Origin of the sequence: Piscirickettsia litoralis (genome assembly GCF_001720395.1) — a bacterium.
GTDB classification, from domain to species: Bacteria; Pseudomonadota; Gammaproteobacteria; order Piscirickettsiales; family Piscirickettsiaceae; genus Piscirickettsia; species Piscirickettsia litoralis.
The window spans coordinates 63,625-80,476 of the sequence record NZ_MDTU01000001.1 but is presented as its reverse complement, the minus strand read 5'-3'; the positions used below and the strand labels follow the sequence as shown (position 1 = coordinate 80,476).

20 protein-coding genes are annotated in these 16,852 nt (G+C 39.1%); 6 read left to right on the top strand and 14 right to left on the bottom strand.

Annotation, left to right across the window (positions count from 1 at the left end; translation table 11 throughout):
* From BGC07_RS00375 to BGC07_RS22865, 4 genes are all read left to right on the top strand, one after another.
* A partial coding sequence (locus BGC07_RS00375) for a helix-turn-helix transcriptional regulator (protein WP_069311523.1) occupies positions 1–295 on the top strand: 295 nt, incomplete at its 5' end.
* A gap of 102 nt (positions 296–397) precedes the next feature.
* Complete coding sequence (locus tag BGC07_RS00370; protein WP_069311522.1) at positions 398–808, top strand: response regulator; 411 nt, start codon at positions 398–400, stop codon at positions 806–808.
* A 102-nt stretch (positions 809–910) separates the two neighbouring features.
* Entirely contained in the window at positions 911–1,633 is a 723-nt protein-coding gene (locus BGC07_RS00365) for a DUF3865 domain-containing protein (RefSeq protein WP_069311521.1), read from the top strand.
* Positions 1,634–1,716: 83 nt separating this feature from the next.
* Entirely contained in the window at positions 1,717–1,848 is a 132-nt protein-coding gene (locus BGC07_RS22865) for a hypothetical protein (protein ID WP_268801578.1), read from the top strand.
* Positions 1,849–1,863: 15 nt separating this feature from the next.
* On the opposite strand, the gene BGC07_RS21320 is transcribed toward BGC07_RS22865, so the two are convergent.
* The 8 genes from BGC07_RS21320 to BGC07_RS20315 all read right to left on the bottom strand — a co-directional run bounded on the left by BGC07_RS21320 (position 1,864) and on the right by BGC07_RS20315 (position 9,458).
* A complete protein-coding gene (locus BGC07_RS21320; RefSeq protein WP_235602799.1) occupies positions 1,864–2,229 on the bottom strand; it encodes a hypothetical protein in 366 nt (121 codons plus the stop codon).
* 130 nt (positions 2,230–2,359) lie between these two features.
* A complete protein-coding gene (locus BGC07_RS00355; protein WP_069311520.1) occupies positions 2,360–5,647 on the bottom strand; it encodes an autotransporter family protein in 3,288 nt (1,095 codons plus the stop codon).
* Positions 5,648–5,654: 7 nt separating this feature from the next.
* A complete protein-coding gene (locus BGC07_RS19945) occupies positions 5,655–5,867 on the bottom strand; it encodes a hypothetical protein (protein ID WP_139121554.1) in 213 nt (70 codons plus the stop codon).
* Between the two features lie 103 nt (positions 5,868–5,970).
* On the bottom strand, positions 5,971–6,189 hold the full coding sequence (locus BGC07_RS19940) for a hypothetical protein (RefSeq protein ID WP_139121553.1): 219 nt from the start codon (positions 6,187–6,189) through the stop codon (positions 5,971–5,973).
* 263 nt (positions 6,190–6,452) lie between these two features.
* Positions 6,453–7,925 carry a flagellin N-terminal helical domain-containing protein gene (locus tag BGC07_RS00345; protein ID WP_069311518.1) on the bottom strand — a complete coding sequence of 491 codons (1,473 nt, stop codon included), beginning with the start codon at positions 7,923–7,925 and terminating at the stop codon, positions 6,453–6,455.
* A 145-nt stretch (positions 7,926–8,070) separates the two neighbouring features.
* Positions 8,071–8,454 carry a hypothetical protein gene (locus tag BGC07_RS00340; protein ID WP_069311517.1) on the bottom strand — a complete coding sequence of 128 codons (384 nt, stop codon included), beginning with the start codon at positions 8,452–8,454 and terminating at the stop codon, positions 8,071–8,073.
* A 136-nt stretch (positions 8,455–8,590) separates the two neighbouring features.
* Positions 8,591–9,259 (bottom strand): NAD(P)H-dependent oxidoreductase, encoded by a 669-nt coding sequence (locus BGC07_RS00335; protein ID WP_069311516.1) that lies wholly within the window; start codon positions 9,257–9,259, stop codon positions 8,591–8,593.
* 46 nt (positions 9,260–9,305) lie between these two features.
* Positions 9,306–9,458, bottom strand: coding sequence for a hypothetical protein (locus BGC07_RS20315; RefSeq protein WP_158006806.1), 153 nt, complete (start codon positions 9,456–9,458; stop codon positions 9,306–9,308).
* Between the two features lie 140 nt (positions 9,459–9,598).
* Between BGC07_RS20315 and BGC07_RS00330 the strand changes: the two genes are divergently transcribed.
* The gene (locus BGC07_RS00330; RefSeq protein ID WP_069311515.1) at positions 9,599–10,141 is read left to right on the top strand and encodes a queuosine precursor transporter; all 543 of its coding nucleotides are present in this window, start codon (positions 9,599–9,601) and stop codon (positions 10,139–10,141) included.
* A gap of 672 nt (positions 10,142–10,813) precedes the next feature.
* Here the strand turns inward: BGC07_RS00330 and BGC07_RS00320 are convergent.
* The 5 genes from BGC07_RS00320 to BGC07_RS00300 form a co-directional block, all read right to left on the bottom strand.
* Positions 10,814–11,143 (bottom strand): chorismate mutase, encoded by a 330-nt coding sequence (locus BGC07_RS00320; protein ID WP_069311513.1) that lies wholly within the window; start codon positions 11,141–11,143, stop codon positions 10,814–10,816.
* Between the two features lie 106 nt (positions 11,144–11,249).
* Entirely contained in the window at positions 11,250–12,635 is a 1,386-nt protein-coding gene (locus BGC07_RS00315; protein WP_069311512.1) for a hypothetical protein, read from the bottom strand.
* 217 nt (positions 12,636–12,852) lie between these two features.
* Positions 12,853–13,290: a hypothetical protein gene (locus tag BGC07_RS00310; protein WP_139121552.1), complete on the bottom strand. Its 438-nt coding sequence runs from the start codon at positions 13,288–13,290 to the stop codon at positions 12,853–12,855.
* Complete coding sequence (locus BGC07_RS00305) at positions 13,250–13,912, bottom strand: phospholipase effector Tle1 domain-containing protein (protein WP_069311510.1); 663 nt, start codon at positions 13,910–13,912, stop codon at positions 13,250–13,252. Before BGC07_RS00305 ends, BGC07_RS00310 begins: the two co-directional genes overlap by 41 nt.
* A gap of 610 nt (positions 13,913–14,522) precedes the next feature.
* On the bottom strand, positions 14,523–15,197 hold the full coding sequence (locus BGC07_RS00300; RefSeq protein ID WP_069311509.1) for a GNAT family N-acetyltransferase: 675 nt from the start codon (positions 15,195–15,197) through the stop codon (positions 14,523–14,525).
* 399 nt (positions 15,198–15,596) lie between these two features.
* On the opposite strand from BGC07_RS00300, the gene BGC07_RS00295 reads away from it, so the two are divergent.
* Positions 15,597–15,824, top strand: a complete 228-nt coding sequence (locus tag BGC07_RS00295; RefSeq protein ID WP_069311508.1) for a hypothetical protein — start codon at positions 15,597–15,599, stop codon at positions 15,822–15,824.
* Between the two features lie 361 nt (positions 15,825–16,185).
* Here BGC07_RS00295 and BGC07_RS00285 read toward each other — a convergent pair whose 3' ends face one another.
* Positions 16,186–16,734, bottom strand: a complete 549-nt coding sequence (locus tag BGC07_RS00285) for a GNAT family N-acetyltransferase (protein WP_069311506.1) — start codon at positions 16,732–16,734, stop codon at positions 16,186–16,188.
* Between the last annotated feature and the right edge of the window lie 118 nt (positions 16,735–16,852).

Below are 16,852 nucleotides of genomic sequence, written 5' to 3'. Positions count from 1 at the left end.
AATGAGCTTTTTCGAAGAGCATCAGCCTATCTTTTTTGATGAAACAATTATTGATAAATCACTGCTTTTAAAAAAGCTACATGCTTTAGAGATAGAAAGGCTATCTCAGTCAGACTGGGACTACATCCATGCGCTCGCCAAGTGCCATAATACCAAAGAAATCGCTAACTCAATCAACAGAACATCAAGAACAGTTGATGAAAAAATACGGGAACTTAAAAAACGCTTTGACCTGAACTCACGTTCTGACCTCATAAATCTTGCAAAAATCCTTTCAGATGAAGTAACTGTCTAAAACGGTCTTAAAAGTATGTGATAAATACAGTCCCTCTACTTACTGTTTTTGCATAAACTTCAAACTAACGGTATAAATGTCACCTTAGGGTCTGTGAGATATATGAGCAAGCCTTGTCTTAACCTTCTTCTCGTTGAAGACAGCACCGAAGACCAGATGCTTGTTAAACTCGCCTTAAAAAAAGTAATATTTCCCTACAACTTAATCATTAAAAGTGATGGGGAACAAGCATTAGAACACCTGATCAATAATAAAAATCCAGAAAATGCAATGCTCTTAGACATCAATTTACCTAAAATCAATGGCTTTGAGCTACTCGAAACAATACAACAAATTCACCAAGGCTCACACTACAAACCAATTTACACAGTGATTTTCACCACATCCAAATCAAACGCAGATAAAAAGCGCGCAGAGTCTCTAAGCGTAGACGGCTATTTTGAAAAACCTGATCAACTTCAGTATTATATCGACCTCCTCAACAACATCTATCAAAAAATTTTCACCGACTAATAAACTCATACTAATAAATTAAACACGAATCGCCTATAATTTTCATAGGTCTATCAGCTCCAAGCCTCATTTATTTTGTTTAAAAAGAAAGGAATCATAGCAATGCAACAAGATAAGTTTAAACAAATCTCAAATGACCTGATGATATTTAAAAAGAATGTATTCTTAGCCAATGAATTCGACCACAACCCCATTGCAAAGTCACACAAACAGTTTAATCAAGATCAAATCGCTTTTTTTATTCAGCAATGGGCACTTGTTGCCAACCGCTATATTACTAATTTAGTCCAAATTGAAAAAACGATTAGTAACGATGGCTGGGAAATTGTTGTTACGATGATTCAAGAAATCATCGCTGACGAACTTGGCCGTCATACCCAAGGTGCGACTCACTATGAAGTATTGACCCAAGGCCTTAATGAAACACTAAGTGTTGATTTTAGCCATTTGACTCCATCAAAAACAACAGAAACTCTTTTTAAGAAAATGGACCATATTCTCTCCAAACAAACGCCTTATATCATTGGAACACTCTATGCGATAGAAGCAAAAGCCATCGATGAACTGCTCATGTTTAAACAGCTCATGCTTTCTTTGTCTAAAAATAACCTTTCCAAAACAATGCAGATTTTTCTTGATGGCCATATCAATGAATGGGAAATTACTCATCTGGAAAACCTAAATAATAGCATCTATAAGTACCTGATCCCTGAAGATTACGATAAATTTCGTTCAGGGTTTGAAGATATCCTTCTAGCACTTAATGCTTGGTGGATTAATATTAACCAAGAGACTTTAAGGTCACAAGAAACGACAACCGCCTAAGACGAACTATCAATATAAAATCAAGCCAGTTGGATGAAATTCTATATTCGACTGGCAATAAAAAATAAAAATAGGAAACATACATGAAATCGATCATCGCCACATTGCTCATATTAACGCTATCTGGTTGCGCACACCAGCAAGTCTCCTCTTTAGGAGGAGGTTCAAGTTCTGGCTCTTCTTGGGGTGGCTTGGGTTTAATTTCTAACTTCTAGGTTAATTTATAAAAGTCAATAAGTATAACGCCAAGTTAGCACTAAGGCATTTAAATCTACCAATAAACAATGGTCACTGGTGCCGCAAGTTGCTCCAGAGCGAGTCAATAGCGTTGAATCTTGTGTCGCAACATAACCGCGTAGTGCAAGCTCAATAGATGAGTGTAATGTTAGCTGTAGACCAACTCCTGCATTCACCTTAGTCGGTAGTGAGGCTATGTTTTGATACATAGGCAAATAAGCCTGGTAATCTGATATATCATTAAAAACGAAATACAATTCACCCGCACGACGTCCATCAGCAAAACTTGTGCACGCATACAAGCTTGGCAATAAAATACAAGTAACAAACAACAAAGCCGTCTTAGCCAATTTCACCACAAAACTTCAAAAACCTATTTTATATTCAACTTCCAATACAACAGCGCCTAAACTCTAAACTCAAAGACCACCCACTCCTGATTAATGCTTTTAACTTTCAAGCTAGAGACTAGCCATTTCACTTGTATTGTTAAAAATTATATTTTATCTTAACAGCAGCCGAATGAGATTCAGCATGCTCTTGCCAGCTATAATCATAATTCATGGATAGTGTTAAATTATCATTTTGGTAATATGTCAACCCGACACCAAGATTATAATTTAAACGATCTGGCGGCGGCCCTTCTAAACTCACCGGGTTCGGTAATGCAGACGTTGTTGCCGCAACACTCGCTCGCTCGCCTAAAGCATCATAAAACAGCTGAGCATGAATTTCTGGTTGCAACACACCATTTTTCAATGGGTAATCATATTTTAATTTCACGCCAATGCCTAAATTTAATTGCTGAAAACTATCAAACTCAACCTGATAACCTCCTTGAGCAAGGTTCGTTTCATCATAGCTGTAACCATTAACATAGCGATATTGTGCCGTAAAAACAGGATTGACGACCCAGCGATCAAAACGATAGTCTTGACCTAAATCAATGTCAGCATAAAACTGATGCCCTGTCGACTGGCCATTAAAGCTCATAGACTGACTTAAGTCAGTCCGTGTTAAGTCATAATGATCTAACGAATAGCCAAGTGTTGCATGCCAATAATAATCATCATCATGATAACTGTTATAAAATAATAACTGATAGCTATCTATACTCATTTGCGCCGGTGCAATAATCGTATCAGCATCGTTATAGTTATAACCCACCGCAGCCCCAAGAATACTCAGGCCCGATACCCCAACCCGCTGCTGTCGATCCAAACCTATTAATAAGCCGTAATTCGTGTTGCGATAACCATCATAACCAGCATAAGGATCCTGCTTACTGTAACTACTGTAGGCTTTGCCCCAGCTCGTTGCCATGCTGGACTGATCACCGATATCACTGCCTGTATTAATGCCACTTTGACTAGAGACGATCGGTAATGATGTTGCAACCTGAATTCCCATGGCATGCTGTTTATTAATGACCCGCTCTTTAATAAAATTTACAGGCTTGCCTAAATGAGTTAAATCTGGCAGCGCACGACTAGAAACGCCGAGCGGCACTTTTTCAAGTATCCTCCGTTCAATATCTGGATCAGAGTTTGTGTAGGTTACCGAGAGATCATTAAGTGTTTGACACAAGCTCGCTAAGCCACCCTTGCCTGCTGCACCAATCGAGTCACAAGTATTTTCTTTTGTGCCAACTAACACGACATCATTCGCTTGTGAACCTGTGCCTGGCCGCGAATATAGTGTAATTAGTGGCAATGAAGAAACAGAGTTCCCTTGGCTATCAATATAGCTAATATTACTCGCATCTTTAACCGCTTCTAAATCTGCATGGTCCGAAGATGCTGTTCCTTTTAAAATACTATATTCTTTATTATTTTCTATTTTCTCTGCTAAATTATTTAAATTAATATTATAATTAATTACCTTCGATTTTGTCGTGTCCGCACTATTATCAACGCTAATTTTGGAGCCTGTTGCAGTTAATGTATATAGTTTTATCTCACTACCACTTTCATAAAAACGACTTTGCACTCTAGGCGTATTATTACTATCTAATTGGCTAATAAACGAAGTAACAGTACGATTTTTGGCATTATTTAAATCACCGTCTAAAACTAATAACCCTGTTGTATGATTAATCAAACTACCGCTTATATTCGAATTTAAAACGGTTGTCCCTTTATTCGTATAAGTTGTCGCCGCCACTGTCGTTGCAATCCCTGAAATGACTTCATTAAGCGTTGCTTTTGCATCGGTTGCCACATCAAATGTCGTCGCATCAGTCACAGCACCATTAATAGTAAAGGCACCTGAGTTAATATTAATATCTTCCGTGCCTGACAAAGCCGTTGCCACACTACAGCCATTCACCCCAACGGTCGCGCTGATTGTTGCTGTAGGCGCACAATTGGGATTTAGAATCACCGTATTATGCGTTGTATTGACATTTAAAATATCAGTATCAGCCCCCCCTGCAATCGACAATGCCGTGCCATCAAGTAAGTTGACTGTATCATTACCTGCATCCATATTAAGGGCACCCGATAATGTCAACGAATTAGTCACCGTATCATTATCTGCACCCATAGAAATAGATCCTAAAATAACTCCCGTATTCGTTAATGCATCAGCACCTGCATCCGCTGAAATAGTGCCAGAAATTGTAGCTCCGTTGCTAATCGCATCATTATCATCCCCGGTAACGATAGCAGCAGAAATGACGCCAGAGCCAGAGTTCGTCACACTATCAGCACCGGCTGCCGTGGTAATTTGTGCCTGTATTATCCCTGTATTCGTCACAATATCATTACCCGCCCCCATTTTTATTTCCCCTTGCAACACCCCTGTTGACTTATTGTTCACCGTATCAATATTTGCAGAGTTGGAAAAATCAATCGCATTAGTAATCGTGCCCTCGTTATTGACTGTCTGTATTGAATCAGCAATCGCACTCACAAAAATTGCTGCACCTCCATTTACACCACTGCTACCGCTCACTCCGGCTTTCACAGTCGACCCCTGATAAATGTTAATTGCGGTTGTCGCCGTATTTCCACCGCCACCATGATTAATCAAAATACCATTCGCATATTGACCCGCAGCTCCTGATGCTGCTCCTGTACCACCACTGCCTCCTGAGCCACCCTGTACAGTCACAGGGGTGACAACACCACTACCATTTTTGCCAATTTCCAGTGTGACTTTTGCATTTCTCCCAGGTGCGGAATCAACAAGAAATATCGCCTCTCCCCCATTACCGCCATCACCCCCATTACCTGCGCCATTACCATTACCACCATCACCTCCTTGCCCACCGATAATATTCGCCGCAACATTTATGGTCATCTCAGCATTATTCTCATGACTTTGCAGCTCTAGACTATTTTCACCCACACCGCCTTTGCCACCATTGCCACCGCCACCCGTTGAGTTTCCGCCATCACCTCCGGGGCCACCAGTTAATAATGCATTAACGTTCACTGTTGCTGTTGTCTGGGTTCCCCCACCTAAGTTATTTGCCACATTAATATGTAATGCATGATTGGCATTTCCCCCGCCGCCCTGATCACCGTTGCCAGCACCATTATTATTTCCAACGGCAGCAACACCCCCCATAATCGGGCTATTCACATGAACAAGCACATGCTGATCAGAGTCCACACTCACTTGTACGCCATCTCCTCCTTGCCCCTCATTTGCTGCACCGTCAGCAGGCCCGTTTCCCATACCTCCGGTAAGCACCGTCCCAGGGGCGAGTGCTGTTAGGTCAACATTCACGGTCACTTCAACTGGGTCAGCGAGTGTACTCCCCCCATTCACTCTGACACTAACGGTATCTTGTCCTTGAAAAAAACGGCAGCGTGGCTCCTGAAGTTTGGGTGACTGGGTCAAAATCACCAACAACACGTGCAATCGTCGCCCCACCGCTTGCCCCCGTCTCTGTCACCGTCGTATCCGCTGAGATCGTCGCATCGATAACTTCCGTGTTTGCAGGCGCTGCAACAGTCAACATCGATTGCTGGGAAATAAAACTTGCCAAAAGAATAGTGGCTACGGTCTTTCGAAAAGGAGCATCTAGAGAATAATGATCATGATTTATTGAAATTTTATGGCAGTTATTAATAAACTCTTTAAAAGCAGGATTATTTATATTTTTGAAATTTTTTTGAAAAGTAAGTGAGTGGATAAAAAAAGTAAACCTCATTTTTATAGCAATAGCGGTAGCTCGCAAAATCATTAATAATTTTATAAAATAACTCAGGCGTTCTCAAAGCGTAATGCAATAGCTCAGTATGTTCTTCTAGGGTGAGAACAACATACTCATGCTGTGCAGGAGGCCTCTCCTGGTTACTGCTACGCATTAAGTTATTAACCAAACAATATTAAAACACTGTTTGAACCTGCAACTTTTGGTCCAAACTTAGATATAGCTCAAGATCAGGTTCTTTGCTCAAGGTTCTTTTGATGCATAAGGACAGATTATGTTGCCAATTGCGGGTCTTAATTCCATTTAGCTAGCATACTACTACACTTAACTATTTTAATTGTAACAACACAAATAAAGAATCTTGCATGTTTATGCAAGATTCAAAGTTTCAGTACTGTCAGTACTGTTTTAAAAACACTAATTATTTAACAACGATAAAAAGCTCTTTGATGCATTACCTGGTATCCCCAATATAGCAGCATTCACCTGAAACTTAATTTGCCGGCCAATTTGCTCAGTCACCTCTTGGCTAAAGTCCGCATCGACTTTTCGCCCTAACGCAGCAGTACTGTTTTGAAAGCTGGTATCTAGTTGATCCACTCGGCGTTCATTGCTATTTTGAAATGCACCAAGCCCTGTCAATGATGTTGTTAACTGGCCTAAGGCATCGCCAATAATGGCCAACGCATCTTGCGCTCCTGACTGACTACTCGCATCTATCGAGTCAAAATTTGCTAAACTCGAAGTTGAGTTTGTCGCTGCAAAAATATCTGCGCTTGTGCTATCAATATTAAAGCTTGTTGCGCTATCACTGGAAATACTCACTTGTCCGCTGATTAGCGCTGAATCCGTTCCTACCTCAGTTAAATTAGTGACGGTCCCTGCACTGGATGTTAAGTCCGCATTAAACCCTGCAATATCTGAAATCTGAATATTATCTCCCGCAGCATTCGTTAAAGTAATTGCAGCCGTATTACCATCAACAAAACTTGCCGTCACCCCTGTCTGATCAGAGGTATCATTAATTGCATTGGCTAAATTAGTTAAATCACTCGGATCTGATATCGTTGCATTAATTGTCTGCGCGTTACCCACCCCCGTAGAATCTCCGGAGCCTAAACTTAAACTGATGTTACTGCTTGAAAAAGAACTTGCGCTCAATTGAATGCTTGTTTCTGCGGTTGCAGTAACACCGTCAACGGCATCGATAGACGATGCAACTTCTGCTGCTGAGGCATTCGCAGCAATAGCAACGTTTTCACTACCACTATTTTGCAATACCGTGAAGTTTTGGGCAGCAACGCCATTGGCCACAATCGCAGACGTCCCCGTTGCACTCACATCGTTATTAAGTATCGAGCCATCAGAGCTTAGAGTCTGCGAGCCCACAGCCGCTCCTAAACTACTGGAAATAGATAAACTAACACCATTGGATACAGATGCCCCCAGCTGAAAACTCCCACTAAAACTGCCATCTAGCAATGAAGTTCCGTTAAAACTCGTATTTTCAGCCACATCATTGAAATCTTCAATCACACCTTGCAATTCATTATTAATCAACGCTCTATCACTGTCAGACAACGTCGGGTTACCCGCCGCCTGCAAAGCAAGTTCTTGCGCTCGCCCAAGCAAATCGGTTTGTATTTCAAGACCTCCACTCGCCACCTGAGCGACAGAACTTGCATCATTGGTGTTTTGTATTGCTTGCAATGTACTTGAAATATCAACATTTAATCTTAAGCCAATGGCAAAATCTGCTGGATTATCCTTCGCCTGATTAACACGCTTCCCCGTCGTTAACCGCTCTATACTCCGTGCTAATAAGCTTTTACTTTCATTAAGTTGCTGTTGCGATTGTAAACCCGCTGGGTTATTAATTGGGTTAACCATGACTCATCCCCTCTCACTGCATGCACTGACACCTGCAAGCGATTAGACTCTAGTGAATCAATAAGGTTTGTCAAAAACATAAAATAATCTATGCATGAACGGGTATAGCGCATCTGTAGATTAAAATAGTCACCTATCTAAAATTTTAGCTATAAGGTTTCAACATTTTTTGCACCAAAGGAATAGCATGTGGGCATGAAACAGCTTTATTATAAATTGTTGTCATAGCTTTAGTTGGCGCTTTAAAGTGGCTCAAGAAATCTGTAACCCTAGATATCCCTCCAGAAACCAAAGAAGCTAACTGTTCTTTAGAAATATTATCTTTTACACAGTCGTTATAAAATGCAGACCACGTTGCCTGATCACTTTTCTTGTTAAGCCCAGGCAGATTTAATATTTGACTTTGTAAAAGACTACCAGCGCTTTTAGAACCTACTGCTTTGCTTACCACATCATTCGCCGATCCAAAAAAAGCAAGTGATGAAGTAGAAATCATCATCAATAACAATATCGCAGAAAAATATTTCACAACATATCCCTTAGCTTAATTCCTTCAAACATTAAATTATAATAACAGTGTTTTAACTAACGAGCAGATGTAACCACTTAAGCATCTGAAATAGCTTCATTCGGTGCTGAGATATACCCAAGCACCTAATATTAATTTAAGCCCATTTAACTAGAGAATCTAAAGACCGACGAAGCTTGTTCGGCTGCTGATTTTTCCTATAGCCAAATGCAATTAAAAATGCAGGAGAATAAACTTCAGCATCAATGGCTAGTTCATCAGCTAACAATTTACCCACTTCTACACGATTAAACCCTTCCATAGGGCATGAGTCAATTTTAAGCATTGCTGCTGCAATCAACATATGAGCCAATGGAATATAGATCTGCTTACCTGCCCAATCATCTAAATTTCTTTGCGATTGTAATAAATCAAAATCATTCTCTTGAAATTGCTCAACAAAGCCTCGGTACTTTTCTTCCATTTCTGGAGGCAGTTCACGACGCTTAAATAAATACTCATCGAACAAAGGCCCGTCATAGCGTAAACCAGCTCCTTTATTGTGCATAGCAACAACAAAGTGGCTTGCTGTGGGAATTTGATTTTGACCACCCCAAGCATGCTCTTTGATCTTTTCACGCAGAGTCATATCTTGAATAACAACAAACTGCCAGGGTTCCAAACCAAAAGAGCTAGGAGCTAAACGCATTGATTGAAGGATAAAATCAAAATCACTAGGTGAAATTTTGCGCTCACTATCAAACTCTTTGCATGCATGACGAAATTCAAGGGCTGAGATAAATTGAGACTTAATTTGTTCGCTCATAACATATTCACTCCATATCAACATTTATTATTTAGCCAATATACCACTATTCATGTGCCATTTGTCGAATACGACACAAAGGTGTCACATAACAAATAAAGCAGCAAGCAAGATGGCTAGAATCACCAGAATCAATTAATATTTCGCCTACTACATCAGACTCGACCTTTAACAGCAGGATCTCTATCAGTGTGGCCATTGGTTAGTCCTTGGTTTTTATTTCAATGCGTCCAATATTGGATGTATCTACATTTAGTACTGTGAGCTTTCCCACAAAGTTTGGCAAGGCCAGGTAAAGTTTGATATGGTCCTCATGTCTATAACTTAGGGTGTTTCAGCATGGTAACCAAAAACTTGTTAGATCATAAATATCAATTAATGATTTTGTTAACGCTCATGGTAGTTGTCTCATGTGCTATGGCAGCTTCGGCAATTGTTGCTCTTAAACCTGTTCAAGTCGGTATCATTTTCCCATTCTCAAATATATTATTTTCTATATTCACATTCCCCATTATCGATGGGATATGTGAGATATATGGTAAGAGGCTTGCTTATTATATCTCGATCCTTGGCATTGTCGCTCAAGCTATTTTTGTGATTTTTATAGAGCTATCAGTTCTTGCACCTGGTGCTCCTATCTGGACAAATCAGCACAGCTACGAGTCCGTGCTTTCTAAGAGTTACACAGTAATTTTAGCAACAGTAGTCGCTTTTTTAGTAGCACAGTTCCTTGATGTATATTTGTTTCAATGGCTCAAAGGAAAAACCCGAGGCAAAATGCTCTGGCTAAGATCAGGGATATCCAGTATTGCCGGACAGCTCATTGACTCTGTTATCTTCATTTGTATTGTTTTTCATCATCCTCAAATAAATGGTCAATGATCTTTGGCTCGTTTGTTTCGAAAACAACCTTTTGTTTGGCAGCTATACCAATCACTTATTTGATTGTTTATGTTTTGAGGAAATTTACCCTAAATAATGAGAGCCCACTTATAAAACATATATAATTTAAAATTCATTTAATTCTTGCTTACCAAGAAATGCCAGTGACACCGTCGTTTATCTTTTTATTAGGGCTATCACCCGCATTCGTGTCAAAGTTTACAGCTTGAGCACTGATGTCACTTTGAAGCCGTAAATTCTCACACGAACTCTACCTCATTCTGATTGTTTGTAAGCGCATCTAAACTTTGTAATCAAAAGAAGAAGTATCACTTCATCCTGGCTTAAACAAGTTTAACTCCCCAAAGAAGAACAACTCTAATTGTACTTGATGTAGCACTAATCAATATATTATGATTTTGGCTTATTCATCAACAAAAACGATGAATAGACTAAGAAACTAAAAGCATTTGTCCCAAACTATGAGCGAGCATCTTTTTGTAAATGTCAGGCACGCCTTTTAACGTGAACTCCTTAGTAAAAACTTCAGCAATTGCCTGTTCTGATATAGGTTTAGGACTCGCTTGCATTTGATGGATCAAAGCGGTCATTTTTTTATCTGTTGTTGTAATAATGCGGCGTACTTGTTTTAAGTCATGCTGAGCAATCGGCTTAATGTGATTTTTTTTCCCAATAATCCATCCAATAAGCTTCGATTTGTTTTGATACATCCATCAAGATCTGAGCATTGACTAAAACAGCAGCACTATTCTTACTATGTCCCATCTGTTTTTCAATGTTTGAGAGTACAGCACGCTCTCGCTGCGCATCATAAGGACTTATGCCACGATTAAATTTAAAGGCTGCAACATCTTTCATTACAGCCTCACGCTGTTGGATTAACTGAATAAGCTGCTGAGGCCGTGTGGATTGATCTAAGTTTTTCGAATAAACAAATGGAGAACATAAAACAAGAATAAACACAACAAGCACTTTTTTCATAACGGCTAACCCTTTATTTTGATAGTAGCCGTTATTGTACTGTCACTTTGTTTAAACTCAAGAACAGTCTCGTCGTCTATTGATTAAACCAATAACATTTGAGCCATCAATCGTAGGCTGGCACGACATTAGCCTCTTGCTGTTCTTCTTCAGCTCTTCTTGCCATATCATCATAAAAGGGTCTTGGAGGCCGCTCAGCTTCACCTCCTGCAGCGAGAGCTGCAACCCAACGCTGAATTTCAGCCTGAATTTCAGCTTCACTTTTATCTTCAAGCACCATTAAATTGTGTATAAACCTTATCGTTTGCGCTCGGTCATATGCTGTACAGTCAGCACAACTGAGTTGGTCATCAGCTCTTGCTAATGTTACTCGAAAAGGGAAGTTACGTTGTAATTCGTGCCAATATGGGACGATGCTAGCATCTGCTTGCCTTAATGCCCTTACAGCACCAACAAGCTCAGGTCTTTCCTCAAATTGACTAGAATATTGAGGATTTTGTAGCAAGAATACAAAACCATCTTGATCCAAAAGTTCCAAAAGACCTGGCTCGATTAAGTCATATAAAGTATTGGCAATTGCTTTTGAGACTTCTATATGGTCTAGCAATAATGTAAAATTTTCCTGACTATCTTGCCCTCCTTTAATCAAGCCCTCTATGCAAGCATGGAAATACCCATCAACATCACCCGCAATACGTCTTGCTAATAACTCAAAGTTCTCCTGGGTAAGTAAAGGCTCTGACTCTCTTAAATCTCTCATACAAACGGCTAATTTATCCGCATCTGCAGCCTGCTCTAATAACAGTTCAAAATTCCGTTGCGTTGCTAAATCACGTTCATGTTCAAGTATTTCCAACCCAATGAATAAAGGCCTGCCATCATCACCCACACTTGCGACTAATCGCTCAAAATTTCCTTGATTCAATAAGGGATGAGGTAGTCTTTTAAAAGTTTGTAAGCAAGCCATTAACTGGCTTAAGCGCTGACGGTTATCAACAAATAGTTGCCAATTATCTTCAGGCCTTAATGGACTACCATCAAGTTCGTGCTGCCACTGAGCGAACGCCCCTGCATCTTGCGGATGATTAATCAACCACTCCTCTCTTTCAGGAGTATATAGCTCGGCATCGACTAACGCTTCCATGCCATCATTAAGTGCCTGCTCATATTCAGGGTGCTCTGCAAGTACCGCAGGGAAATACGTTGGATTTTCTCCTTGAAACATCGCTTCAAACTGCTCTGCTGCAATAGCATCAGGGGAAAAATCAGCATCTAGGTCCCGCCCTGTCGCTGCTAAATACTGTCCAAATGTCAGGCGAAAATGAAGTCTAGATTGCGTGACTGGACAGCGATCAAGCTGTCGATATTCTTCGTTTTTTATAAAAGCAAAAGAGTATTCATGCCCTCCTGCCTGAGTTTCCTGACTTATCGCATAAATTTGTACTTGACTTTCATCGAACTCTTCTGCCGAAGAAGAATGAGTAAATCTCATCTTTTTCACCTGTAGCAATTTATTTTAACTCATTATTATTCAATGAAAAAAAACAGATAATGGACTATTTCCTCTGTTTATTAAGATAAGTGAAATTAAATTGTAAATTTAAACGATTTTCGATCAACTAAAACAGCAGCAATCTTGATACGTAAGCGTCGCTACTTCGGTAGGTATTTTGGCGCCTGCAACTTACTTTCTATTTATCAGCACGCCTCTAAAGCCTCGACAAAGCAACCATGGTAGGCTCGCTTTCTCTTCCAGGGCCCGCGACATCCCGACCTGAAATTAGGGTCGCTGTATTATAAGGACTAGCCACTGAATGGGTCCGTATAAATTCAGCACAATCTTTTGGCCCTTTTACTTCGCTCAATTCTTGAGAAGTCAAGCGCGCCCCTCCACCAATATGCCTTTGATGAAAGTAATTTCTTTTATCATCAACAAATAACAAACCACGATACTTAAAACGGCCAGGTCGATCTGTTTCTAAAAATTGGTCAGTATTTAGATCATCTGAGCTTTGATAATGAAATCCTAACATCTGAGCCTTACGTTGAATATAAGCTTTAAGCAAACCTGATATGCCTGTTCGATCCCTTACAGCTGCAATTCCTTCATGATTTGCAGGAAATGCAAACGCTTCGTGCCCTCTCACCGGATCTGCCAGTGCCGAAAAAAATGGGGGTCCTTCGGTACACATAGTGGGATGCATGTAGCCCACCAGTGTCTGAATAAAAAGTTGTTGACTGTATTTTTCGAGTAAACTCATCATCTACACTCAATGAGGCAAGCTGCGTGAACTTACTCCCTCGATCTGATGGGCCTCCACAGACAGGGTCGATATTAAAACTTTGAATATTTTTTATTTTGGCTTGTAAATGGGGAGGCAATTCTGTTTTTAATTTATGCAATAGCCTAAAATTAGCAACAGCTCCACGGCTCCAACCACAACAATGCAAATCTAGCTGATCGTCAGGTGCTAATCCATTTAATGCCTCAACAACCCGTTGATACGCAGCATCAACATTTTGCTGTACGCCATAATCTCCGATATCACCACCGGCTCCAGCAAGCCAGTTCTTGGCCGACTGTGCGCCAAACCACCCCCAGCGATTAGATGTCCCAGGACCCGGGCAATAAAATTTATCTCCTTGAAATTCATTATATAACTGTGCAATAAGGCTATTTGTTGCCGTCAGAACAGGGTAAACTAGTGCATTATAATCTTTATTCGCCCACGTACCATCAAAAAAAATTGCTAATTTTTGTACTGCCACCGTATCAATCTCATTTCTATAGTAATATTTTACTTTATTTTTTCAAGGCGTTATCGCTTAGCCTGTGATCTCTAGGTCGCATCATAGTGCTCAGAATAAACCGCTAATACTACATACCAAATTCAGTAGTTTTTCAAAATTCAGTAATTTTTTTATAAAACATATCTCACCCTAGATTGTAACGCCGATATATTATAGAATCATGAACAAAACGATATATAAAGTTATACGTCACTTGTAGAGCATGCAAATAGCACCTACTACTTGTTGCAGCTCGCAACTATAACTGACCCAGACTAAGACTATAAATATTTTTGTATTCATAGAAATTGAAATTGAGACTATTAAAAGTGAAAATCATATGTTTTGATACGAAATAAACCCAATAATGGTGGAAATTATTATAAAGCTCTATTAACTCAGAATCGTCACTTTTGGAGATGTCTTCGTGTAAAGCCTCAAGTAGAACGACCAAGTAATCTGGTCGAGCCTCTTAGAACCAAACTAAAACAGTATCCCCACCTTCAACCTCTAATAAATTTATAGTATCCACTTCAAGTGAGAGTCTTTAAATATAAAGGTCGACTAGACATTGCGCAGGAATGATTAATTACATACCATATGAACTGGTATCTAGGTTATAAGGTTTATCGCATTCATTAAGGGTTAGATCATCCTTATATAAATTGTCTTTGAAAATAGTTGCAAGATCTCCCATCATTTTAGATTTTTTATTTTCATAATCTTGAGTAGCCAGAGAGCTTGAATTACCGGAAAACAAATGTTTTTTATAAAACCCAATTGCACTTTCACTAGCATTAACACGCACTTGATCCAAACTCATTTTGTGAAAGGCACTTTTTAGGCTTTTCTCTAATAAACCTTTGCCTATGCCTTTTCTTTTATGCGTAGGAGATACCGCTAACCTATTAACTGTGCCATATATACCTCCCCTATTTTCTAGCTCCAAATAACCCACAGGTTCAGAACCAGAAAACGCTATGTATATTAGTGCATTATCACCAATATAATGTGTTGATTTTGCATTACGTATCTCCTGTATTGTTTCTATATTCTGTCTAGCTTTAAAGCTAGATTCTGTATTAGGAAGTGGATCTAGTATGAGAGATAATGCAGATAAAGAGGTGCTAGAATCTAGAAGTTCGTCCTTAAGGTCCTCATCTAGAAAAGCAAAGGTATCAACAGCAACAAGTTGTCTCTGAAGCCTAGCGTTACTTTTAATATCTTGCGGTGATATGACGAAATATGAAATTTCTTTAGGCATTAGTTTTAATCCTATTTCAATTTGTTTTGACTTATAAAGAAAGGTGCTCTTACAACAAATTCCTAACTTGGAGCTAGATTATCTTATAAATCAAAGCACTAGGAAAGCACTATAAAGGTGAAACCGCATAAAAAAATCATAAAATATTACATATACAACAGCCATCTTATACGAGAAAATATAAATTTAGGAACATGTGTGTTGTATATCAATACAATACTCCGAATTGTTAGTGAGGAGGAACGCGCCAAAGTGATTTGACAGGTCTGCTAGCACCAGGGGCCAATATAGAAAAATAGAATTTTTTATTAATTATCAACCTTGATTTACATGTTAATATAACCTGAAATAATCAAAGTTTATTTCCAAAGATTATTTATAAAATAAGGAAGCATAACAATGGCAGATTTCTCCCAATTACTTGACCTCACAAGAATGGACTACTCCAAAATGAGAGCCTTAAACGGAAGAGCGACTGATGAAGCTATAGAGCTCTTTGTTCGAAAACTCAATTCTTTTTTCTCCCAGTTTGAAAAATCTGCCCCAACAAAAAATGACATTACCAATTATGAAAAAATAATGACTCAAGTAACCAATAAAATTAATAAAGTGAAAAAGATAAATTAAGTAGCTTTGATAATATCCCTGAGAGGATGCAGTATTGGGCAGCAAGTGAATCTTGGGGCAACCCTATTAGAAACTCTAGTGAACACATAAAAGCTGTTAAAGGACTCCGAAATTGGTCCAGTTTCATAAAAAATAAAGAACATGAAAAAAATGATTCTTTGTTATTTCACAAGTTAGGTGGCAATAAAAACCACTTAACCCAGAAACTGACTTTGTTTTATAAATTTTATATTGTAAACGCCTCCAATAGAGGCGTGCCGATAAGAGAGTAATGGTAACGTATTTCATTTCTTTACTAGGATCCCGGCCGGGGATCTAGTAATAATGATTTACGATTTGGGTTTTCATGTCATTTGCCGCCTTAAATTTTTCCAAAGATATCTGAATACAGTACAGTTTTCCCCTTTATTTTTGAGAGACCTCCTGAAATATCAAGAGCCATAAATACTTCATTGGGCACATCATATTGGCAAGTAATATTCCAGTCACTTGTTGGTATAAACTTAAACTTTGGATAATATTGAGGGTGCCCCAATACAAAAATAGCATCAATATTTTCATCTTTAGCGGTTGCTACAGCCTTCTCTATTAGAGCCTTGCCAATACCTTGCTTTTGTTTAGTTGGAATAACTGCCATTGGCGCCAAACCAAATATTTTTAAACCTAAAGCGTTGTCTCCATTTTTCACACTCATCCTAGATAGCAATAAGTGACCTACTACGTCACCTTCTTTTTTTGCAACAAAAGAAATGGTATCTACCTCACTATCTACAAGAGCATTGACCAGCTTTGCTTCGTAACCTGTTTTAAAAGCAAGCTTATTCACATTAATTATCGAGTCGTTATCTTTAGGTTGTTGGAAAAATTTACAGTAGTTGCCATCGGTTTTCCTTTGCTTTTTTTTATTAATCTGACCCGTACGTACAACTTAATGCATCTGGACTGTGTTTAATTTATCTCTAAGGCCAGTATAAATTAAATCATACCATTTTTTGTGATTTTGGATAAATACCATCTTAAGTATTCTC